Source organism: Paenibacillus tyrphae (assembly GCF_024158745.1).
Lineage (GTDB): Bacteria > Bacillota > Bacilli > Paenibacillales > NBRC-103111 > Paenibacillus_G > Paenibacillus_G tyrfis_A.
In genome coordinates this window covers 1-20,472 of sequence record NZ_JAMZAW010000032.1, presented here as the reverse complement: position 1 = coordinate 20,472, position 20,472 = coordinate 1, and the positions used below count along the sequence as shown (strand labels likewise).

Annotated in this window: 22 protein-coding genes, 1 other RNA gene and 1 pseudogene; 16 read left to right on the top strand and 8 right to left on the bottom strand. The window is 48.6% G+C overall.

The window, feature by feature from the left end:
• Positions 1 to 26: 26 nt before the first annotated feature.
• The 5 genes from NI000_RS32165 (at position 27) to NI000_RS32145 (ending at position 6,822) form a co-directional block, all read left to right on the top strand.
• The gene (locus NI000_RS32165) at positions 27 to 1,337 is read left to right on the top strand and encodes an ABC transporter substrate-binding protein (protein ID WP_253415409.1); all 1,311 of its coding nucleotides are present in this window, start codon (positions 27 to 29) and stop codon (positions 1,335 to 1,337) included.
• Between the two features lie 91 nt (positions 1,338 to 1,428).
• Positions 1,429 to 2,313, top strand: coding sequence for a carbohydrate ABC transporter permease (locus tag NI000_RS32160; protein ID WP_253415408.1), 885 nt, complete (start codon positions 1,429 to 1,431; stop codon positions 2,311 to 2,313).
• An 8-nt stretch (positions 2,314 to 2,321) separates the two neighbouring features.
• A complete protein-coding gene (locus NI000_RS32155) occupies positions 2,322 to 3,134 on the top strand; it encodes a carbohydrate ABC transporter permease (protein ID WP_253415450.1) in 813 nt (270 codons plus the stop codon).
• Positions 3,135 to 3,180: 46 nt separating this feature from the next.
• Positions 3,181 to 4,515 (top strand): glycoside hydrolase family 30 protein, encoded by a 1,335-nt coding sequence (locus NI000_RS32150; RefSeq protein ID WP_253415407.1) that lies wholly within the window; start codon positions 3,181 to 3,183, stop codon positions 4,513 to 4,515.
• 30 nt (positions 4,516 to 4,545) lie between these two features.
• A complete protein-coding gene (locus NI000_RS32145; RefSeq protein WP_253415406.1) occupies positions 4,546 to 6,822 on the top strand; it encodes a beta-glucosidase family protein in 2,277 nt (758 codons plus the stop codon).
• Positions 6,823 to 7,085: 263 nt separating this feature from the next.
• Here the strand turns inward: NI000_RS32145 and NI000_RS32140 are convergent, their stop codons facing one another.
• Positions 7,086 to 7,631, bottom strand: coding sequence for a D-lyxose/D-mannose family sugar isomerase (locus NI000_RS32140; RefSeq protein ID WP_301292790.1), 546 nt, complete (start codon positions 7,629 to 7,631; stop codon positions 7,086 to 7,088).
• 246 nt (positions 7,632 to 7,877) lie between these two features.
• Between NI000_RS32140 and NI000_RS32135 the strand changes: the two genes are divergently transcribed.
• Together NI000_RS32135 and NI000_RS32130 are read left to right on the top strand one after the other, a co-directional pair.
• Complete coding sequence (locus NI000_RS32135) at positions 7,878 to 8,897, top strand: zinc-dependent alcohol dehydrogenase (protein WP_253415405.1); 1,020 nt, start codon at positions 7,878 to 7,880, stop codon at positions 8,895 to 8,897.
• Entirely contained in the window at positions 8,863 to 9,312 is a 450-nt protein-coding gene (locus tag NI000_RS32130) for an HIT family protein (RefSeq protein WP_253415404.1), read from the top strand. The genes NI000_RS32135 and NI000_RS32130 overlap by 35 nt, the downstream gene beginning before the upstream one ends.
• Positions 9,313 to 9,317: 5 nt before the next feature.
• On the opposite strand, the gene NI000_RS32125 is transcribed toward NI000_RS32130, so the two are convergent.
• Positions 9,318 to 10,193, bottom strand: coding sequence for an AraC family transcriptional regulator (locus NI000_RS32125; protein WP_253415403.1), 876 nt, complete (start codon positions 10,191 to 10,193; stop codon positions 9,318 to 9,320).
• An 89-nt stretch (positions 10,194 to 10,282) separates the two neighbouring features.
• On the opposite strand from NI000_RS32125, the gene NI000_RS32120 reads away from it, so the two are divergent.
• The gene (locus tag NI000_RS32120) at positions 10,283 to 11,572 is read left to right on the top strand and encodes an MFS transporter (RefSeq protein ID WP_253415402.1); all 1,290 of its coding nucleotides are present in this window, start codon (positions 10,283 to 10,285) and stop codon (positions 11,570 to 11,572) included.
• 270 nt (positions 11,573 to 11,842) lie between these two features.
• The gene (locus tag NI000_RS32115; protein ID WP_253415401.1) at positions 11,843 to 12,007 is read left to right on the top strand and encodes a GH36 C-terminal domain-containing protein; all 165 of its coding nucleotides are present in this window, start codon (positions 11,843 to 11,845) and stop codon (positions 12,005 to 12,007) included.
• Positions 12,008 to 12,539: 532 nt separating this feature from the next.
• On the opposite strand, the gene NI000_RS32110 is transcribed toward NI000_RS32115, so the two are convergent.
• From NI000_RS32110 to NI000_RS32100, 3 genes are read right to left on the bottom strand one after another with little or no spacing between them, the layout of a single operon-like run.
• Entirely contained in the window at positions 12,540 to 13,253 is a 714-nt protein-coding gene (locus tag NI000_RS32110) for an SDR family oxidoreductase (RefSeq protein WP_253415400.1), read from the bottom strand.
• Between the two features lie 28 nt (positions 13,254 to 13,281).
• Positions 13,282 to 13,830, bottom strand: a complete 549-nt coding sequence (locus NI000_RS32105) for an NAD(P)H-dependent oxidoreductase (protein ID WP_253415399.1) — start codon at positions 13,828 to 13,830, stop codon at positions 13,282 to 13,284.
• Positions 13,831 to 13,847: 17 nt separating this feature from the next.
• A complete protein-coding gene (locus tag NI000_RS32100; protein WP_253415398.1) occupies positions 13,848 to 15,065 on the bottom strand; it encodes an MFS transporter in 1,218 nt (405 codons plus the stop codon).
• Between the two features lie 166 nt (positions 15,066 to 15,231).
• Here NI000_RS32100 and NI000_RS32095 point away from each other — a divergent pair, with 166 nt between their 5' ends.
• From NI000_RS32095 to NI000_RS37240, 7 genes are all read left to right on the top strand, one after another.
• Positions 15,232 to 15,570, top strand: a complete 339-nt coding sequence (locus tag NI000_RS32095) for a winged helix-turn-helix transcriptional regulator (RefSeq protein WP_253415397.1) — start codon at positions 15,232 to 15,234, stop codon at positions 15,568 to 15,570.
• 108 nt (positions 15,571 to 15,678) lie between these two features.
• Positions 15,679 to 16,026: a transfer-messenger RNA gene (gene ssrA / locus NI000_RS37350) on the top strand.
• A 314-nt stretch (positions 16,027 to 16,340) separates the two neighbouring features.
• Complete coding sequence (locus NI000_RS32085) at positions 16,341 to 16,943, top strand: glycoside hydrolase family 75 protein (RefSeq protein WP_253415396.1); 603 nt, start codon at positions 16,341 to 16,343, stop codon at positions 16,941 to 16,943.
• A 186-nt stretch (positions 16,944 to 17,129) separates the two neighbouring features.
• Positions 17,130 to 17,369 carry a glycosyltransferase family protein gene (locus tag NI000_RS37250; RefSeq protein ID WP_375541026.1) on the top strand — a complete coding sequence of 80 codons (240 nt, stop codon included), beginning with the start codon at positions 17,130 to 17,132 and terminating at the stop codon, positions 17,367 to 17,369.
• Positions 17,366 to 18,031, top strand: coding sequence for a polysaccharide deacetylase family protein (locus tag NI000_RS32080; RefSeq protein WP_253415395.1), 666 nt, complete (start codon positions 17,366 to 17,368; stop codon positions 18,029 to 18,031). Before NI000_RS37250 ends, NI000_RS32080 begins: the two co-directional genes overlap by 4 nt.
• A 119-nt stretch (positions 18,032 to 18,150) precedes the next feature.
• Positions 18,151 to 18,426: a glycosyltransferase family protein gene (locus tag NI000_RS37245; RefSeq protein ID WP_375541025.1), complete on the top strand. Its 276-nt coding sequence runs from the start codon at positions 18,151 to 18,153 to the stop codon at positions 18,424 to 18,426.
• Entirely contained in the window at positions 18,417 to 19,040 is a 624-nt protein-coding gene (locus tag NI000_RS37240; protein WP_375541027.1) for a polysaccharide deacetylase family protein, read from the top strand. Before NI000_RS37245 ends, NI000_RS37240 begins: the two co-directional genes overlap by 10 nt.
• Before the next feature lie 52 nt (positions 19,041 to 19,092).
• Here NI000_RS37240 and NI000_RS32070 read toward each other — a convergent pair.
• The 3 genes and pseudogenes from NI000_RS32070 to NI000_RS32060 all read right to left on the bottom strand — a co-directional run.
• Positions 19,093 to 19,173, bottom strand: a pseudogene (locus tag NI000_RS32070) (VOC family protein); the annotation flags it as partial.
• 324 nt (positions 19,174 to 19,497) lie between these two features.
• Positions 19,498 to 19,740 carry a VOC family protein gene (locus NI000_RS32065; protein WP_253415393.1) on the bottom strand — a complete coding sequence of 81 codons (243 nt, stop codon included), beginning with the start codon at positions 19,738 to 19,740 and terminating at the stop codon, positions 19,498 to 19,500.
• A gap of 167 nt (positions 19,741 to 19,907) precedes the next feature.
• Complete coding sequence (locus NI000_RS32060) at positions 19,908 to 20,312, bottom strand: DUF6223 family protein (protein WP_253415392.1); 405 nt, start codon at positions 20,310 to 20,312, stop codon at positions 19,908 to 19,910.
• Positions 20,313 to 20,472: the final 160 nt, after the last annotated feature.

Below are 20,472 nucleotides of genomic sequence, written 5' to 3'. Positions count from 1 at the left end.
ATCATGAAAAAGGGAGGATACAAGCAATGAAGAAAGCACTTACAACAGCAGCAGCTATTCTCATGCTGGGGTCTACAGTCGCTTGTTCATCGGGCGGAGGAAGCGGCGATAACGCCGGCGGTTCGGGAGCGCAGGGGAACCAAGCCGCGGGGGCACCGAAAAAGGTCGAGCTGAAAATTTTCCTCGGGGGCCTGGACCGTTTCCGCGATCAATTCGACAAGTACTTTGCACAGTTTGCCGAGAAGGAAAAGAAAGAGAAAAATATCGAGGTCTCGATTAACTCCGAGTATCCGGGGGCGGAGAATGCCCCGCAAATTTTGAAAACCCGGCTCGCTACCGGAGATGTGCCGGACATCTTTTCCATCCATGCGGTGAACGAGATTCCGGATTATTACAAAGCCGGCTATTTGTCGGATTTATCCAGCCAGCCGCTGGCAAGCAAGCTGAGCGACGGGATCAAGCCCATCGTTTCGATTGACAATAAAGTGGTGGCGGTTCCGATGGAAAGCCTGGAATGGGGATACCTCTACAACAAAAAAATATTCAACGATTTGGGACTGAAGCCGCCTGCCACGCTCTCGGAAATGAAGGCGGTTACACAGAAGCTGAAAGACAATAACGTTAAGCCATTTCTTCTCAGCTACAAAGAAGGCTGGATTCCGCAGCTGTTCCTTTCGCTTACGATCGGCGGATTGGTCAATACGAGCCACAAAGACTTTATCGACAACATGAACAAGGGACAGGGCAGCTTCGCGGAGATCAAGGAGATGTTCGACATTATCGACCTTGTGAACGCGAATGGAACGGACCGCGCTTTTGAAATCGGCAACGATGACGGGGCCGCCGAGTTCGCGAGCGGCAAGGCCGCCATGTGGGTGCAAGGGCCATGGGATTCCGACAGCATTCTGAAGGTCAACGACAAGCTCGATTTTGGGGTCGCGCCGCTGCCGATCAATGACGATCCGAATGCGACGATGATTAATGTATCCGTATCCACCTCCTTGGCGATGGCTCCGAACGGCAAAAATAAAGAGGTGTCGCTGGACTTGCTGAACTATATTTTGGACGATCAAGCGTCGAACGAGCTTTATCAAAGCCTGAAGTTCAATCCGGTCTCCAAAACCCATACCTTCAAGCCTTACCCTTGGGTGGAGGAAGCTTCGAGCTATGTGAGCAAAGGGAAATCCTACAAGGATCCGTCGATTCCTTCTGCGGTTAAAGATGAAGGGGGCAAAGCGCTGCAGGCCTACTTCAGCAAAAAGATGTCCAAAGAAGACGTCATCAAGGATCTGGATAAAACCTGGAAGGATGCCAACGCGGCCGCCAATAAAAAATAAGTGTCCGAAAGAGAGCGTCGCGCCCTGTTCCCGCAGCCAACCGTTCAGCTGAGAACAGGGCGCGACTTCCCCGAAGGAGGGATTGAACATCATGCTGAAACGCCCGTCCAAAGCAACGACTTCTCTGATTTTGTTCGTACTGCCTGCTTTTATTCTATATGTCATTTTCTTGGTTATCCCAGTACTACAAGGCTCTTACTACAGCTTCACGAATTGGGACGGCTTGAATAAGTCGTACAGCTTCGTGGGGCTCCAAAATTTCGTTGAAGCCGTTCGCGACGATGCCAACTTCAGAACGGCGATTTTATTTACCGCCAAGTATGTCGTGTTTGCGGTAGTGCTTCAGAACGCCCTGGCCCTGCTGCTCGCTCTACTGATTGAATCACAAAAAAGAGCGAAGGGATTTTTTCGAACGGTCTTTTTCATGCCCAATATGCTCAGCGTCATTATCAGTACGTTCATGTGGGTGTTCGTGTTTACAAAAGTGATGCCCGCCCTGTCCGAATATGCCGCTTTAAAATTTCTCGGTCAATCCTGGCTCGGCGACCCGAACGTTTCGTTCTGGAGCATCATGCTCGTTTCCGTATGGGGCGGCGTAGGCACCCTGATGATTATTTATATGTCCGCCATCCAGGGCATACCGCAGCATTTGAAGGAAGCGGCCATCATTGACGGAGCCAAGCCATATCATATGCTTCGGTACATTACACTGCCTTTAATCACTCACGCGCTGACGATCTGCATTTTCCTGACTTTGAACAGTTCGTTCAAAGTGTATGACCTCATCTTTGCGTTGACCGGAGGAGGTCCGGCCCGGGCTACGCAGGTGATCACGATGAATATTTTGGAGGAGGCTTATCAGCGCAACTACCGATACGGTTATGCTAGCGCCAAGGCGATCATCCTCTTTTTGATTATTTTGGTCATTACGCTCGTGCAAGTGTCGGTGATGAAGAAACGGGAGGTGGAAGCGTGACCAGGCGCATGTATTCCGTTTTATCGCTCGTCGTGCTGTCCTTGCTGGCGGTCTACTTTCTTTTCCCGATCTATATGGCGATCATCAATTCCTTGAAAACGCCGGGCGATATGTACCGTTCCGTCTTAAGCTTCCCCGCTAGTCCGCAATTTGACAACTACGTTCAGGCGTTCAAGAAAGCGAACATGCTCCGAAGCGCATGGAATACCGTCGTGGTCACGGTAACGGGGATTACGGGAATCGTCTTTTTCAGCTCTTTGGCCGGATATAAGCTTTCCCGGACGCGGGGCAGACTAAGCAATTTTGTGTTTATGCTGTTTGTCGCTTCGATGCTGATTCCTTTCCAAACGATCATGGTCACCTTGACCAAAATGGCCAAAGGGCTGGGGCTGCAAGGTTCGCCGCTGGGGCTTGGGATCGTATGTGCGGGACTAGGCATCAATATGGCTATTTTTTTGTACCACGGATTTGTGAAAGGCATTCCGCGCGAGCTGGACGAATCGGCTCAAATCGACGGCTGTGGCGAGTTCAGGACGTATTTTACGATCATTTTTCCGCTGTTGCTGCCGATTACGTTTACGATTGTGATTTTAAACATGCTTTGGCTGTGGAACGACTTCCTGCTTCCGGTGCTGCTGCTTACCGATTTTCGCAATTATACGCTCGTTTTGACGATCAACATGTTTTTCGGCAAGTACAGCAGGGAATGGGGTTTGATTCTGGCTTCCTTGATTTTGTCTTCGATCCCGATCGTCGTCTTTTTTGCCATTTTCCAGCGCTGGATCATTCAAGGGATTACGGACGGAGCCGTAAAAGGGTAACGGGTTATGAGTTACGCATAGAGAGAAACATAGGAGGGTTTACTTCATGGGCAATCGCGATATTCGCTGGATTTCAAGCACGAAAGACGCTTGTTGGACGGAAAAACCGGTCTCCGGTCAAGCCGGAGGCGACGCCAACCTCACGATTACCGGCGAAATTTTTCAATCGGTAGAGGGCTTTGGAGGCTGCTTTAACGAATTGGGCTTTACGGCGTTAAGCCACTTGACGCCCGAAGAACGGGGACGCGTGCTTCACTCCTTATTTCACCCCGAAGGAGAGCTGAAGCTCGGCATCTGCCGTCTGCCGATCGGCGCCAGCGATTACGCGCTCGAATGGTACAGTCTGAACGAGACGGACGGAGATTTGGCGATGGAGCATTTCTCTATCGAGCGGGACCGTCAGTATTTGATTCCCTATATCAAAGAAGCGTTAACGTACAATCCGGAGTTGAAATTTTTTGCTTCCCCGTGGAGTCCGCCGACCTGGATGAAGTCTCCCAAAGCCTACAATTATGGAACGCTGCGTTGGGAAAAGGACATTTTACAGGCTTATGCGCTTTATTTCGTCAAGTTTGTGGAAGCGTATCGTCAGGAAGGCATCACCATTCATCAGATTCATGTGCAAAATGAAGTGGTCGCCGACCAGAAATTCCCGTCGTGCGTCTGGACGGGAGAGCAGCTTCGCGAGTTCATCCGCGACTATCTAGGGCCGGCCTTCGAGGAGCACGGACTGGAGACGGAAATTTGGCTGGGAACAATCAATGCGCCGGAGCCGTGGCAGGAAATGCTGCAGAAATCCACTTCGGATTACGATGCTTATGCAAATACCGTGTTAAGCGATCCGGAAGCTTACAAATATATTCAAGGCGTCGGTTACCAATGGGCGGGCAAATATGCGATTCAACGAACCGTGCAGAGCTATCCGGAGTTACGCTACATGCAGACGGAAAACGAATGCGGAGACGGCCTGAATACATGGGATTATGCGAAATATGTATTTAATTTATACCAGCATTATTTCGTGAACGGCGTAAACAGCTATATTTATTGGAACATGGTGCTGGAGCCGAAAGGGCGAAGCACGTGGGGTTGGGAGCAAAATTCGATGATCACGGCAGATCCTGCCGCCAAGCGGGCCATGTACAATCCCGAGTTTTTTGTGATGAAGCATTTCTCGCATTTCGTTGCTCCGGGTTCGTCGCGCATCGGGTTAAGAGGCCCGTGGGCCGGAAACGCGCTTGCCTTTGCAGCGCCGAACGGACAAAAAGCGGTGATCGTGGCCAATCCGTTCGCTGAATCGAGGAAACTCCGTCTAAGTGACGGAACGCGCACGCAAGCTTTTGAGCTTGCACCGGAATCGTTCAATACGATTATTTTGTGATATCGGATTCGTCGTAAGGGGAGGATGCTAATGGAGAGAGATATACGGCAGCTTATCGCGCAAATGACCGTAGAGGAGAAAGCCGGATTGTGCTCCGGCTTGAACTTCTGGCAAACGAAGCCGGTGGAACGGCTCGGAATTCCGTCGATTATGCTTACGGACGGTCCTCACGGTCTCCGGAAGCAGCGGGGAGGTTTGGACCACCTCGGCTTTGCCGACAGCGTACCGGCGACCTGCTTTCCTTCGGCGGCAGGCTTGGCCTGCTCGTGGGACCGCAAGCTGATGGAGCAAGTAGGTATCGCATTGGGTGAAGAATGTCAGGCCGAGGACGTTGCGATCCTGCTGGGACCCGCCGCCAACATCAAGCGTTCGCCGCTTTGCGGCAGAAATTTTGAATATTTCTCGGAAGATCCTTATTTATCGTCGGAAATGGCGGCTCATCATATCCAGGGCGTTCAAAGTCAAGGTGTAGGAACCTCGCTTAAGCATTTTGCCGTGAATAACCAGGAGCATCGAAGAATGACCGTGGATGCGGTCGTGGACGAACGGACCTTGCGGGAAATTTATTTGGCAAGCTTCGAAGGAGCGGTCAAGCAGGCTCAGCCTTGGACCGTGATGTGCGCCTACAATAAGGTCAACGGCGAGTATTGCTCGGAGCATGAGGAGTTGCTGACCCGTATTTTGAAGGAAGAATGGGGACATGAAGGCTTTGTCGTGTCCGACTGGGGGGCCGTGAACGACCGGGCGAAGGGATTGGCCGCCGGATTGGAGCTGGAAATGCCGTCTAGCAGCGGCCTTGGCGACCGGAAAATCGTAGACGCGGTGAAGAGCGGCAAGCTGTCCGAGGAAGCGCTGGACAAGGCCGTGGAACGAATATTGCGCGTTGTTTTCCAAGCGGTCGACCGGAAAAAGGAGCATGCTTCGTTCGATGCGGAAGCCCATCATGCGCTGGCCAGAACCGTCGCGCGCGAAAGTATGGTGCTGTTAAAAAATGAAGGCGGCATTCTGCCCCTGGAAAAGGACGGGACGATCGCCGTGATCGGGGCGTTGGCGAAACATCCGAGGTATCAAGGCGGCGGAAGCTCCCACATCAATCCGACCCGATTGGACGATATTTATGAAGAAATGCGCCGAACGGCAGGGGCCGCAGCCAGCATCGTATACGCCGAAGGCTATCCGTTGGAAAGCGACGACATCGACGATCGCTTGCTTCAGGAAGCGAAGCTGGCGGCGGCGCAAGCGAAGGCTGCGGTCATTTTCGCAGGCCTGCCGGAACGGTACGAATCCGAAGCGTATGACAGACAGCATTTGCGGATTCCCGATAATCACCGGAAGCTGATCGAGGCCGTCGCGGAAGTGCAAGGCAATGTGGTCGTAGTTTTAAGCAACGGCGCGCCGGTCGAGATGCCCTGGATCGATCGCGTGAAGGGCGTGCTCGAAGGCTATCTGGGCGGTCAGGCGCTGGGCGGCGCGATCGCGGATTTGCTGTTCGGGGATGCGAATCCGTGCGGCAAGCTGGCCGAAACGTTCCCGAAACAACTAAGCCATAATCCTTCCCATCTGAATTTCCCGGGCGAAGGGGACAAGGTGGAGTACAAGGAAGGGCTGTTTGTCGGTTACCGCTATTACGATGCGAAGCAGATCGAGCCTTTGTTTCCGTTCGGGCACGGCTTGAGCTATACGACATTCGAATATACCGGCATGACCGTCGACAAACGGGAAATCCGGGATACCGAGACGGTACGCATCGGCGTTCGTGTCCGAAATACGGGCGAACTCCCCGGAAAAGAAATCGTCCAGCTGTATGTGCGAGATGTTGAAGCAAGCGTGATCCGGCCGGAAAAAGAGCTCAAAGGGTTTGAAAAGATCGAGCTGTCGCCCGGCGAGGAAAAGACCGTCGAGTTCATATTGGACAAGCGCGCATTCGCCTACTACAATCCCGAGCTGCAGGACTGGCATGTGGAAAACGGCGATTTTGAAATCTTAATCGGAAAATCGTCGGCGGAGCTCGTGCTTCAAGAGACGGTTCGCGTGCAATCGACCGTCAGACTAAAGAAGACCGTTACCCGAAACTCGCTCGTAGGCGATTTGCTGGACGATCCGTGGCTATCGCCGAGCTTTCGCGAGATGCTTCGGAAGTACAGCGAGAACAAGGTGATGCATGCGCTGGAAGCGGACGGTTCGGATATGATGCTGGAGTTTGTCAGGAATATGCCGCTGCGCGTGCTTGCTGCTTTCAGCCAAGGCGCCGTGACGGAAGAGATGCTGGAAGCGGATCTTCGGCGGTTAAATGAAATAGGCGAATAGAAGCGGAGAAGAAGTGAAGAAATGTATTATCCCCTTACGGTAGACAGTGAAAAAAGAGTTCGTGTTATGACGGACTCAACACTGTTCACCGAGGGGGATTTTTTCATGGCAAAAAAGGGATAGCCGAATAGATGAAGTATTATAACGATGAACGGTTCCAAAAAAATTAGGCGACCGTTCTCCGGTCGAATTCCGGGAAGGATCGCCGCGTTTTGAGCAAGGACTCTTACGTACGGGGGATTGCGCGAGTTTTACTGAATGAGTTAGTCGGCGATTTTAGGAACACGATCAATTGCCGGATCGATAAAAATATCGTGTTCATCTGTGCTTTTTGTTGAGAACTCCGAGACAATTGCACCTTCGGGCCCTGCTTGAAACCAGTGAGGAGTATTCGGGTAAATCGTGTATTGTTCACCGGGATTTAAAACAATTTCATGCCATACGGTATAATATTTTTCCCTGCCTGCAGGGGGAGAGGCATGAGGATGCTCGGTTTTAGGTCCGGGCACATAGAGGTAAACCGTTCCATATCTGCAGCGGAATGTCTCTTCTTTACCCAATATACCGTTCACAGGCGGATGCAAGTGTTGAGGGCAGGTTTGTCCGGGCAATAACACCAATTCCTTAGCACAGCAGCGTTCAGTATTCATGTAAACGAACAATTGCAAGCCGATTTCCTCCAAACGATTCAAACCGAAATCGGCAATTTCGATCTGGTCCGACTCTTGTGGCGTCAGAACAATTCCTGCTTTTTTTAAATAGGCCAGCGAGACTTTTTTTACCTCAAGAAATTGTTGTCTACGAATCAAAAGCCTTCACATCCTTTTACTCCATTTACAAACCATCCTACATGACTCCCATTTAAACCTCTATATCGGGAATACATTTTTATTTAACCGATATTCATATCCATTTAAAGACATGAATTTTGGTTAAATAGTCGAGTATTCTGATCATTTATGATTGCGGTTTCATGAAATACACTTGTTACGTAGGCAAACACGAAATGTAGAAGGGGATGGATGGAAATGGTAAGGAAAATGACGGTTCCACCAATGGAATTAGTGGACTACGATGGGGAAGGAACACAAATGTGTGCCGTTATGGAGGATATTGGAAAAATTATGATCAAGCGTGCGTTAATTCCGGACCCGAAGGATAACGAGGTGCGCGTCAAAGTGAAATGGGTTGGGATTTGCGGAAGCGATGTCGAGGTTTTCCGCGGAGCCCGTGAACCTGAATTTATAACTTACCCAACTCGACTGGGCCATGAAGTGGCAGGAATAATCGATAAAGTCGGGGAGCATGTGATCGGCTTAAAGGTCGGCGATCATGTCACGCTGCGATATGTATGGGGTGCTTTTGCCGAATACGTTTGTTGCGATCCTTTTTCCGTCAAAGTTTTGCCTAAGGAATTTCCGTTAATCGAAGGATCTTTAATTGAAGTACTTCCGCCGTTAATCCACACGGCGGAGATTGCCCAGATTTCGCCAAGTAAAAATGTACTGATTATGGGTCAAGGTGTAAGCGGATTAGCCATGACACAAGTGATCAGCTTATTCAGCCCACGCAACTTGGCGGTAACGGACTTGTTCGATGAAAAGCTTGAATTGGCCAAAAAATACGGAGCCACCCACACCTATAAGCTGCCGAGCAAAGACAGTAAAACGATGGATATCGTAGGAAAGGATTTTCCGGACGGTTTTGATGTCGTGATACCTTGTTTGCTTGAGGGTTCAGGCATGGTAGATGCGATAAATGCCGCAGCCCAAAATGGCCGTATTATCATGTATGGTTGTATTGGTACGTGTCATGAACCAATCGATTTCTTTAAAATTCACAAAAAGCGTCTGGATATCTTCTCCACAGAACCAAAGCGGGATATCGATAATCGACGGCTATTTGAAGAAGGCCTCCGGTTGGTTATGGACGGATTGGTTAACACGAAAGAAACCATAACCCATATTTTTCCTCTTGAGCGTATCGATGAGGCTTTTGCCATAAGGAATCAACATAAGGGGGATACGATACATGTAATGATTGATTGCCAGTCTGACGGTGAACATCATGCCTAAAGATTGCTTCTATTGTACCAAGGATGCGAAACTCGATGCCTTAATGATTGAGGTGAGCCGGTTTCCTGTTTCCACTCTATATTTGTCCAAAGACCAAACCAATCCCGGCAGATGCATTATCGCGTTAAACGATCATCAAACCGAATTGTTTTATCTGGAACCTTCCATCAGACAACAATTCATGGAGGATGTCTCGAAATGCGCTTATGCCATACAACAAGCGTTCTCTCCGGACAAAATGAACTATGCCATTTATGGCGATCTGGTATCGCATTTGCATGCTCATTTAGTGCCCAAGTACAAAACCGGAAACGACTGGGGAAGAGCTTTTGACAATAACACGGATAACATGAAAATGATAAACACAGCCGCATATCTTTCTCTGATTGAAAGGATAAAGGTGTATTTAAAGTAATACGGTTAGTTGTTTCGTCTAGGCTGCATTTCTACAGAAAAATCTTGTTCCAATATGATGTCCTTATCAACTAGCGTGCGGGTCTGCTCCCGGTATTGAGAAGGCGGCAGGCCCTCGCGTTCACGAAACAATCTTGAAAAATAAGGGGTGCTTAAGGAAAGGGTATCTGCAATTTCATCAATGGACATATTCGTAAATTCCAGATATTCCCTTGCTTTTTCCAGTCTTAATTGTTGTAAATAATGCATGGGCGACAGGCCCAGCTCTTTATGACACAAATTAATGAAATAATGCGGGTGGAATCCGAAATGACGAGCAATTTCCGCCAAAGTTATTTTCGTATGGATATGCTCGCGTAAAAATTGAACGATAGCTGAATCCGAAACGACTTCGGATGTTTCCGGTATGCGTTGGTTTTTTTTAGCCGACTGCTGTGCATGTAAAAGGAATAGGAAGGCAGCTTTGAACCCTACATCAATTCGATACCGCAGCAATGAATCTTTTGTTTTCTGGTAAGCGATGGACAGCTTAAAAACTTGTTTGAATTGATCGAGATTGCTGATGTCAACAGGTTCCATTAAATTGCAATCGCTTACAAGCTCTCTGAACTCTTTGCATAATATCTGAAATTTAAAATCTAATGTGGTCGTGTCTTCTGAAAATTGGAATCCATGTTCTATCGTTTGCGGGAGCAAAATGTATTGATTGGATGTAATCGGAAGGTGCTGATTACCAAATTGAACCGTCCCGCTTCCACTGATGATGAGTAGAAGCTGGTAGAGGTCGGCATGGGAATGAGGTTTTACGCCACTGTTCTCGGAATAGTCGATTCTTGAGCTCCAGAGCATACGCAATTGGTTGTCCCTTACGGAGTTCTGCATGAATAATCACCCTTCACCGGTTATCATTTATGATTTTACATGAAAGCAAGTACAATTTAAACATTCGTTTGTTTGAAGGAGGAGTTACAATGGACAAGGTAAGGATGGAACAAACGACCATCAAGAAAATCTCCATAAGGCTGATTCCCTATCTGTTTATTGGCTACATGATCGCCTTTCTAGACCGGGTAAGCATAACTTATTCCTCCATGGGCGGTATGGATAAGGCGTTAAATATATCAGCCAGTATGTTTGGTTTCATTTCAGGCATTTTCTTTCTTGGATATATTCTGTTTGAAATTCCAAGCAATTTGCTGTTAAAACGGTTTGGAGCAAGAAAATGGATAGGCCGCATCCTGTTAACCTGGGGAATCGTAACGATGATTACAGCATGGGCAGACAGCGTAACGCACCTTTATATGCTTCGTTTTCTTCTCGGCATTGCGGAAGCAGGTTTTTTCCCTGGAATTATCCTTTATATCACCTTTTGGTTTAGATCAAAAGAACGTGCAAAAGTGGTTGCCCTCATTATGACAGCCCCTCCGCTTGCAAATGCATTTGGAGCTCCCGTCTCGATCTGGATCGTAGAAAATATCCATTGGGCAGGACTCCCGGGATGGCGCTGGCTGTTTATCCTTGCAGGAATCCCGGCGATTGTTCTGGGCATCCTTACATTTTTCTACTTGACAGATACGCCCGAAAAGGCGAAATGGCTTACCAATGAACAAAAAGAATGGTTAACTCATGCCATACGTCAAGAAGAAAATAATAAAGCGAATGAAAAAGGCTTATCTATTAAGGCTGTCTTTAGAGACCGAGTTGTATGGAGATTTGCTTTAACGAATCTGACTTTCGTTGTAGGGCTTTATGGAATTAGTTTCTGGATGCCGCGAATTATAAAATCTTTGTCAGATGTATTTACAAACTCTCAAGTTGGGGTTATAACCATGCTCCCGTACCTTTGCGGGGCCATTGCGATGGTATTGATGGGGATTCATTCCGATCGTACTGGGGAACGTAAATATCATGCTGCATTTGGACCATTGCTGGGCGCCATCGGTTTAATAGGACTACTGTTCTCTCCGAATCTTTTTGTTTCCGTGAGTATGATTTGTTTAACTACTGCTGGTCTATACAGCTTCTCGGGTCCCTACTGGGCCTTTACATCGGCTACGGTTTCAGCTCAAGCGGCTGTAGTAGGAATTGGAATAATAAATTCGGTCGGGAACTTCGGCGGATTTGTTGGACCTTATGTTATCGGTTTGTTAAACGATGCAACTGGAAATATTACCATTGGTATTGCATTCCTTGCCCTGATGCTGGTTCTGACTTGTATTCAAATATTGGCGGTAAAGAAAGAAGAGAACTCATGCCTTTAAAAAAGCTTAGGAAGATGCATGTGGAGAGGTTGATCAGCTTGATCTGGTTACCTCATTTAATCTAAGGATGCGAGCAACAGCACTTACGGCACGCTGCTTAAAGTCGGTATCGATCACGACCGTGCAACGATGGTGGCGAAGTGCTGATCCAAAACGGCGACTTGTATCGCCTGAAAAGCCCGTTCAGCGGCAATGAGACGGCATGCTCGTTTCGGAGGACCGGAGGGAGGTGGTATTTTAATTCCAAGTGTAGGCGGTGTCTAACGGCCCTTGCGCCGATTACGGCTAAAGGGATTGCATGCGGAATTCGATTACCGGGTCAGCGGCTTGGAAGACCATTATCTCGGAGACCGCCTTATGCAAATCGGGCTGCCAATTCTACCGCTTGATGGCGATTATAAGAGCGTGTGGTTTAAGCTGTCGGCGGCGAATTGAATGCCGTCAGGAAGCTTGGGGAGAGGGACAAAATGAACGAAGCACGATAATGTAGGCCTTGAACCTTTCGTATCCTGTCAGGTTCGAGGCCTTTTTTTACAAGGCTGTGTTCAACGCCCGTAAAATCTTTTCCTTAGTCTGGCCCAAACGTTTTTCGGCACCATGTGGTTGCAATGGTTCGCTCCAGGAAAATCCGTCGCCTTCGTATCTTGGAATGAGGTGCATATGATAATGGGTGAGGTCGTTTCCGCCATTTTGACAAATGTTTATGCCGTGGGGGTTAAACAAGTTTTTTAAAGGTAAGTAGCGTTGTATTTATTTCCAAATATTACCGCACGCACTTTACCGTTGCATCTAAAGCGATACTAACAAAAATGCCGGGCTAGGAGAAGCCCGGCCGGAGTGTTGAGAAAGTGTGTTTTTACAAAAATAGAGATACCCCACCCCCTCGTACGCCTCTACTACCTTAAGTAATCACTTTCTCACCAAGCTCACCGGGCTAGGAGAAGCCTGGCCCTTCCCCCACATAAGCTTAAGTCAAAATATGCCCGCCTTCCACATGCATAACGGTGCCGGTCACGAAACCGTTTTGGATCAGATAGAGCACGCTTTGTGCGACATCTTCCGCTTTGCCAACCCGTTTGACCGGGAGCTTGCCGGCCACGGTTTCGTAAAATTGATTGCGCGCATCCTCCGGCATTTTGCTGCGCGAAGGCGTATCGATGATCCCCGGGGATACGATATTGACCCGGATCGGAGCAAGCTCCAGCGCTAGCGTCTGGCCCAGATTCGAGACCGCCGCGTTGACCGCGCCAAGGGCGGATGAGCCGACCATCGCTTTGTAGGCGACCACGCCGGAGAACAGGGTAATCGAACCGTTCTTCGAGATGTGCGGCGCGCCGTATTTGGCCGCATAGTATTGACCCCAGAATTTGTTTTCGAACAATTTGCGGGATTGCGCCGTATCGGTTTGAAGGAACGGCCCGCCCGAAGTTTCCGCGGCGCTGACGACAAGATGTTCGAACGCTCCGACTTTTTCAAAAAATGCCTGCACCTGTCCTTCGTCCGTCGTATCCAGCGTATAAGCCGCAGCCTTCGGTCCGAGCTGCTCTTTGGCGCTTTGCAGTTTATGCTCCGAGCGGCTGGCTATGATTACTTCCGCGCCGAGTGCAATCGCCTGTTTCGCGGTTTCCAGACCGATTCCGGAGCTGCCGCCGATAATGATCACTTTTTGATTTTGCAACATGAGATGTCCTCCTTTTTGGGTAAGCGAATTATTGATTTAATACCGATTTCAGATGGGCGTCGAGCTCGGCCGTGAACGTATCGATCTTCGGATTTTTGATGACATCGTAGCAGGCGAAGCTTTTTAAAGGCTGCAATCCGAGAAACTCCTGTGCCCGGTGCAAATGGCTTAACGCTTCTTCCAGGCCCGCTCCTCTAAAAAACTGCGTCGGGTCGTTGAACGCTTCTTTCGGAGCGTTCCAAGTCGTCGAGAGCATATATTTTTTGCCGGTTAACAAACCGCCTCTGCCGTACTGTTCGGCGCCCTTGAAAAATAATCCGTAAGCGTACACTTCGTCCATATAGGTTTTCAGGAGTCCGGGAACGCTAAACCAGTATACAGGCGTCTGGTAAACGATCACGTCGGCCCAAATAAATTTTTGCTGCTCTTCTTCGATGTTGTAGCCGTTTTGAATAATCGTCGTTTGGACCTCGTTATTTTCGCTCAACGTGCTCACCATGCGATCGACCAAGGTTTGATTCAATTTCCCCTCCGCCGAACGATATTTTTGATGACCGTTAATGATAAGAATTTTCATTTTGTCTCCATCTCCTTTTATGTGTTTAACGTGCGGCCATGCCCGGCTTGTGAAGATAACTCGGCATCCTGCCGGTCCAACGACCAGCTGGCCAGTGTAACCAAGAGTCCGGCAGCAGTTACGATGGCGGCTACCCAGGGTAAAGCGTGAAGCCCGGGGCCGTTGTCGATGACCCAGCCTCCCAAGTAAGCTCCGCCAGCATTGGCCAGATTAAAAGAGCTGATGTTCAAAGCCGAAGCGATGTTCGGCGAGCCCTTTGCTTTCTGAAGCACCCGCATTTGGAACGCAGGCACGATGGTGAAGGACGCGAAGCCCCAGACGAACACGGTGACCACGGTGGCGATTTTGAAGGAACTGGTCAGCGTAAACAGGGCCAGCACGGCCGTCAAGAGCGCCAGCATCCCGGCAAGCGAGGGCATCAGCTTCCAATCGGACAGCTTGCCCCCGACGGTATTGCCGATGGTCATTCCGATTCCGAACACAAGCAGGATCGGCGTAACCGCGCCGGCTCCGAATCCCGTGATGTCGGTCAGGATCGGGGCGATGTACGTAAAGGCCGTGAATACTCCGCCAAACCCCAGAACCGTCATCAATAAGGCAAGCCCTACCTGTTTGTTGCGAAGAACGCGAATTTCTTGACGGAAACCCGTGACGGCTTCTTGTGCGATGCGCGGGACGAGTCCGCCAATCCCGACGAGAGAGATGATCCCGAGCGCCGTCACAATCCAAAAGGTGGAGCGCCATCCCCACATTTGCCCGACGAAGGTGCCGAAGGGGACGCCGAGAATGTTGGCGAGCGTGAGTCCGGCAAACATCATGGCGATTGCGCTCGCTTGTTTTTCGCGGGGAACGAGACGTGTCGCCACGATCGAGCCGACGCCGAAAAACGTGCCGTGCGCAAAGGAAGCCAGGATGCGGGCGATCATCAGAACCGAATAGCTAGGGGCGACTGCGGCCATCAGATTGCCGGCGACGAAGATGAGCATCAGGCCGAACAGCAGCGACTTGCGCGGCAGCCGCCCGGTAAAGGCGGTAATCACCGGACCGCCGATGGCGACGCCCAGCGCATAGCCGGTAACGAGCAAGCCTGCGGCGCTTAACGTGACCTGCAGATCGGCCGCAACCTCCGGAAGGATGCCCATAATGACGAACTCCGTCGTGCCGATGGCGAACGCGCTGATCAAGAGGGCGACGAGCGCCAAGGGCGGCTTGCTTCGCTGAATTTCCGTAGACATGTTGTTCACCTCCTCAGGTAGGGTGGAATGATCGGCTCACAACGATATTATATATGTAGTAGATTCATTTTCGGAAGTAGTGATATTTAATTCATATAGTTTCCGAAAGTATATTTATGTGATACAATGGGAATAATTAAGCGAAAAAAGTTGGGAGGGTGCTTGGATGAGTGAGCTTGAAACGGTCATTCTGACCAAAGGAACGCCTGGTGTGCCTTGTCCCATTGCCAAGACGCTGGATGTGATCGGGACGAAATGGACCTTTTTAATTATTCGCGATCTGCTGATCGAAGGGACGATGCGATTCAGCGACCTGCTGAAATCGATGGATGGCATTAGTCCGAAAACGCTTTCGCTCCGTCTGAAAGAATTGGAAGACCATGGCGTGCTGGAAAGAACGGTATATCCGGAAGTTCCACCGCGCGTCGAATATACGTTGACGGAAAAAGGAAGACGGTTGGAAGGTATTTTTATCGAATTAAAAAGATTTGGCATGCAGTTATAGGACTAGAATTGTTCCGCGGGGAATGTCGTGAAAAGAAGGGGGGACGCTCGTGGGAAATGTGATTTCCATGCCTGAAGCCCAAGAAGACGCAGCGCCTTCCCTTTCGATGTCGAACGGATTGACCTCGGTTTTTCTTGATGTTCTGGTGCTTAGCGGCTCTCAAATCGCGAACACGGACCGAGAGAAAGAACTGAACAACCTGCTCTTTTAGCAGCCTAAGAAACTGCTGGAGTGCTTCTACCTTCCATCGCCCATGTGGCAGGATAGGGGCTCAACCTATAGTAGGATACGCTGTCTAGTCTCCGTCTGCGGTGAGCTGAAGAAGACAACCAGGCTGACCCAACGTAGAGCCGGTTACGGGGCGTTGCTCGGGTGACTTTAAAACTGTAGCTACACTCGTAGAAGCTCTTGTGGCGTTATCATCGGACAGGGGTTCAAATCCCCTCGTCTCCATATGCCAAATCCACAAATAAAAATCACTACCTTAGTTGTTATAATCCTGGGGGAGCTAAAAAAGTTTTTTAGCTCCATAGAACCCCTCAATGTTTTACTTCAAAATTTGAGAATTTACAGGAACCTTGTTTCCTAAATAAAAATATAATGGGTAATGAAGGTCTTAAACGGATGGGGTGGTCTATATAAGAAGGAAATTAGGCACTAACGCTGTTAAGTTACGTAAAATCGGTGTCGTTGTTAACCGATATAATAAAAAGGTATCCATTTATACGATTCCCGGGCATAAACCTCCTGCATTTTTTTATTGCAGCATCATGGACATTGATGCGGATGGTTCTCCCCGCGCCTACAATCCCCAAAATACAGGGCTCGACGATTTGCGCAACGCGGGCAGACCCGGACATTGGGTAGGGATTGTCACACACAACGATAAGCCCTGGGGAAAGCCGGTCATACAAAAAAGAACAAATCCCGCCCCAGGCTATTTTGTTTCCCAAACAGCTCTAAGTGATTTTAACAAGCATTTTACCAATCCAACCGCTTACGTGAATGCGGAAAAAATCCCCTATATCGTTTTACCTCAAAAGAGAAGCTTTGGTGCAGTTTTAGGAGACATGGCCGTTGTGTATAACATGAAGAATGGAAGATTGGCTTTTGCCGTTTACGCGGATAAGAATGCGGATATTAATCAAAGTATTGGCGAAGGATCCATTGCATTAGCTAGAGCGCTGGGCATCAACTCAAATCCGAGAACTGGCGGAACAGGGAACCGTGGAAATGTACTCTATTTAGTTTTCCCGAAGTCAGGAAGGGGGAATGGACACATACCTTCCCGAGGGGAGATTATAATAAAAACGCAAAGGCTGTTCAGGGAATGGGGAGGGATTCGACTTTTAAAAACCCTAAAAAATTGTTAGTTGAACATATTAGCATAAAGCCGGGTCTCTGAGAGCCCGGCCTATTTTGTTGCTGCCCGAATTTAGGCATCGTCTGCAGCGAACGGACAACTTTCCTTTGTATTCTGTACGCATATGCTATTTTATGATCAAGGCTTATTGCGTACGGGCAATGACTGTGAACTGTAACAACAGGAGGTTACCGGCTTGAGATCCTTGCTTACAAGTGATACACCGGAGATACGCCGGCTTTTTAAGCCTGGAGAACATCTTGTTGTCTCGAGGTTTCCGGAAGAAACGGTACGGCTTGTCCGGTATTATCTGAAACACCCTGACAAAAGGGAACGAATTCGTAAAGCCGGACAGTACGCTGTGGCCAAGCATACTTACAAGTATCGTGCAATTCGGATGATACTTGAGCTAAAGAAAAGAAGAATTCTAAAATGACTATGAAAGAAAGAGAAGAATCGTCCATGGAGATAAATCGCGTTATCTACAATGTGCCGACGCGTAAACGGATCCTCGCATTAACTTTCAATATTGCTTTCGGTTATCTGGTTCCTGTCCAATTGCTTTCATTATTGAGAAGAAAGGGTGTAAAAAAAGCGACATTTTTTCTTACTGGAGAATGGGTGCGGCTCAATCCGGGCATTGCCAAGCGAATTCAAAGGATGGGTTATGAAATTGCTTCTCATGGCCATCGTCATGAGGACTATACGACTCATTCGAATGTTTGGATTGAGCGGGAAGTGAAAGCTGCAAAGCGGGCTATTTTCAACGCAACCGGTATCAAGACCAATATGATTCGCACGCCAAGCGGTGACCTCGATTCGCGAGTGATCAAGAAGCTGCTGAGTATGAAGCAAACGATTGTCCATTGGGATACGGATTCGTTAGACTGGAAATACAAGAATGTCAAAAAAATCGTTCAGCGAGTGATTCCTCATATACATCCAGGCGCGATCGTATTGCTCCACGGATGCGACCCTTGGACCCAGACGTTAAAAGCTTTACCCATTATTCTTAAAGGAATAAAAAAGAAAGGTTACGCATTAGTAACCGTAAATGAACTATTATCTAATCTCCGTCCTAAAGCTAACCGGAAATAATCATTTAATGGATCGCCCGGATATTAGTGCGGATATCGTGACGAACCGAAATCCTTTGGTTCTTAATCCGTCAATAATTTTCGGAAGAGCCTTTCTCCAAAGGATCGTTCGATAGCCTTATGGTGATCCAACGAACATATGAAATATTAGGTTCAGGCGTTTTTTTTCTTACCATCGACACGCCGGGGGTAAGACGGATTGGTAAACCCGGACGCGATTTTGCAGTGTCTGCCTCGCCTGCCGATACTGTGCGGTTAGTTAATTATTATCTAAAGCATCCTTTAGCTCGAGAACGAATCCGCAGACAGGGGAGACGCACAGTTGATAGGCATAATTACACGAATCGGGCAAAACGCATGTTAGCGATTCTTAGGAGGACAGGTTTATTAAAATAGCTTATCTGACGTTTGATGATGGTCCTTCGCGCTATACGAAAGCAATCCTGGATCAGCTGCGGAATCATCGGGTAAAGGCAACCTTTTTTGTCCTCGGCAATCGTACCTTTAATGGAATACGCATGTATAAAAGAATGGTCCGGGAAGGCCATGCCATTGGCAACCATACGTTTTCTCATAATTATCGGGTCATTTACAGCTCCATACCAGCATTTCTAAAGGATTTCCGCAAGTTGGAGTCTGTACTGCATCGCTACGTACATGTAAAACCGAAGATTTTTCGGTTTCCCGGGGGTTCCCTAAATGCGGTGAATCCGAAGTACGGGAATAGGTCCAAGATGATCAAGGTTAACCAGGTAATGACAAGAAGAGGATACCGATACTTTGATTGGAATGTCGAGTCCGGTGACTCCGAAGTCCCCCGTCCTACCACGGAAGCTATGATTCGCAACGTTCTGCGCGGTAGCAAAAACAAACGAAAAATCATCGTACTTTTCCATGATTTCAATCCAAGTACGCCCAAATGCTTGCCGGCTGTAATCAAAGGGCTGAGACGGCAATGCTTTATATTCCGAGCGCTATCTAAAAATTCTTTCACCGTTCGATTTCGGTGAAATAAAAGACGATACCTTACGGGTTGCGGGGTTGCTGCGCTATGCCTCGTTTCCATCCAAATATCTCTCCATAGAACTTCTTAGCACGCTCCATGTAATCTACATGAATTTCAAAATGAACTAATCTGCCCATGTTCTCCTCCTAATTTTTAATTTCCGTAAATCTATTATTATGTTTTTGATTCTCCTTCTTCATTACTGTAGTAAATATAGCAAATTATTCGATTTAGTGTCGTGTAAGCCGCTTCCCCGAACATCCCAATCATCATGCGGCGGCGAATTGTGGATTTGCAAAGCCACGGTTCGGCTCCATACAAAAAGCTAAAGCATATTTTTTTTCCGTACTGGATAGAAATATGCTTTTGTTTTTAAAGGGGAACCCCTCAAACTTATAATTTCTTATATATTAAAAAAAGCCGCGATTTACACGGCCTTTACAGAGATAATGTTCTTTCCATCATTTGCTTGGAGGCTCGAAGAGTTTGATAGGATTACCTGCTGGGTCATCTAGTAAGATCTGCTTACCACCAAAACCTGTGACAATATCATTTCGGAAGCGTAGGCCTACTTTACGTAGGGTCTCGACAAAGCCGCCCAGGTCATCGACCTCGATTTGAATCCGATTCCAGCCGCCGGGTTCCGGTTTTCGCCCATCCGGCATGGCTTGAGCGGCTCTACCTTGACCATTTTTGGCATTCACAAGAAGATTCGAGTCACCTCGCTGCAAAGGGCAAAACCGAGTGCAGGATGTGCTTTGATAGGGGGTATTCTTCTCCTCCTAGATTCTCTTTTCTGGCGTAGACGTTCCAACTGTCAGAACACTCGTCCGTAAGCAATAACTGTGCAGAACCCGACACCATAGTCGGGTCAGCCGGCGCGGCGGGAGCGGGCAAGAGTTAGCCCAGCGAGGACCATGCCGGTCAGCCCCATCACGATGGCCACGATGGCCCCGGCTCGCCCACTGCCGGTGCCGAAACCACCGGTGAAGTTGGCCAGATGTAGCCCAGCGTAGACTATGACGATCAGCGCCATCACCCCGGCCACGATGGCTCCGCGTCGCCCGGAGCCGGTTCCGAAGCGACCAGTGGAGCGGGCCAGAGACAGCCCACCGATGACCGCGCTGATCAGCCCCACTACCGCATCCATCGTGGCCCAGAGTCGCCCGGCGGTTAATCCGTATCCGACAGTACCGCTGGTCACTTCAGCAGAGGCAATAGTTGGAACAAATAGAATTGCACAAAGTATTACGAATGAAACTAGCTTCATTTTCATTTGTTAATCACTCCTCCTTCGTTTGATAATGAATGGGTTGAATTTTCTATTTATGTACACCCTGTTACCGCGTTCCTTCCAAGCTAAACATAGCTTATCAAGCCTATGTTAAGGACTTGTGGAGAACATATCCTTTTTTCATGGTGATTATATTTTTACT

Excerpts from the sequence above, each read along its gene's own strand:
- NI000_RS32165 (WP_253415409.1), top strand. The coding sequence starts at position 27 with ATGAAGAAAGCACTTACAACAGCAGCAGCTATTCTCATGCTGGGGTCT.
- NI000_RS32160 (WP_253415408.1), top strand. The coding sequence starts at position 1,429 with ATGCTGAAACGCCCGTCCAAAGCAACGACTTCTCTGATTTTGTTCGTA.
- NI000_RS32155 (WP_253415450.1), top strand. The coding sequence starts at position 2,322 with ATGTATTCCGTTTTATCGCTCGTCGTGCTGTCCTTGCTGGCGGTCTAC.
- NI000_RS32150 (WP_253415407.1), top strand. The coding sequence starts at position 3,181 with ATGGGCAATCGCGATATTCGCTGGATTTCAAGCACGAAAGACGCTTGT.
- NI000_RS32145 (WP_253415406.1), top strand. The coding sequence starts at position 4,546 with ATGGAGAGAGATATACGGCAGCTTATCGCGCAAATGACCGTAGAGGAG.
- NI000_RS32135 (WP_253415405.1), top strand. The coding sequence starts at position 7,878 with ATGGAATTAGTGGACTACGATGGGGAAGGAACACAAATGTGTGCCGTT.
- NI000_RS32125 (WP_253415403.1), bottom strand. The coding sequence starts at position 10,193 with ATGCAGAACTCCGTAAGGGACAACCAATTGCGTATGCTCTGGAGCTCA.
- NI000_RS32120 (WP_253415402.1), top strand. The coding sequence starts at position 10,283 with ATGGACAAGGTAAGGATGGAACAAACGACCATCAAGAAAATCTCCATA.
- NI000_RS32110 (WP_253415400.1), bottom strand. The coding sequence starts at position 13,253 with ATGTTGCAAAATCAAAAAGTGATCATTATCGGCGGCAGCTCCGGAATC.
- NI000_RS32105 (WP_253415399.1), bottom strand. The coding sequence starts at position 13,830 with ATGAAAATTCTTATCATTAACGGTCATCAAAAATATCGTTCGGCGGAG.
- NI000_RS32100 (WP_253415398.1), bottom strand. The coding sequence starts at position 15,065 with ATGTCTACGGAAATTCAGCGAAGCAAGCCGCCCTTGGCGCTCGTCGCC.
- NI000_RS32095 (WP_253415397.1), top strand. The coding sequence starts at position 15,232 with ATGAGTGAGCTTGAAACGGTCATTCTGACCAAAGGAACGCCTGGTGTG.
- NI000_RS32085 (WP_253415396.1), top strand. The coding sequence starts at position 16,341 with ATGGACATTGATGCGGATGGTTCTCCCCGCGCCTACAATCCCCAAAAT.
- NI000_RS32080 (WP_253415395.1), top strand. The coding sequence starts at position 17,366 with ATGACTATGAAAGAAAGAGAAGAATCGTCCATGGAGATAAATCGCGTT.
- NI000_RS37245 (WP_375541025.1), top strand. The coding sequence starts at position 18,151 with ATGGTGATCCAACGAACATATGAAATATTAGGTTCAGGCGTTTTTTTT.
- NI000_RS32060 (WP_253415392.1), bottom strand. The coding sequence starts at position 20,312 with ATGAAAATGAAGCTAGTTTCATTCGTAATACTTTGTGCAATTCTATTT.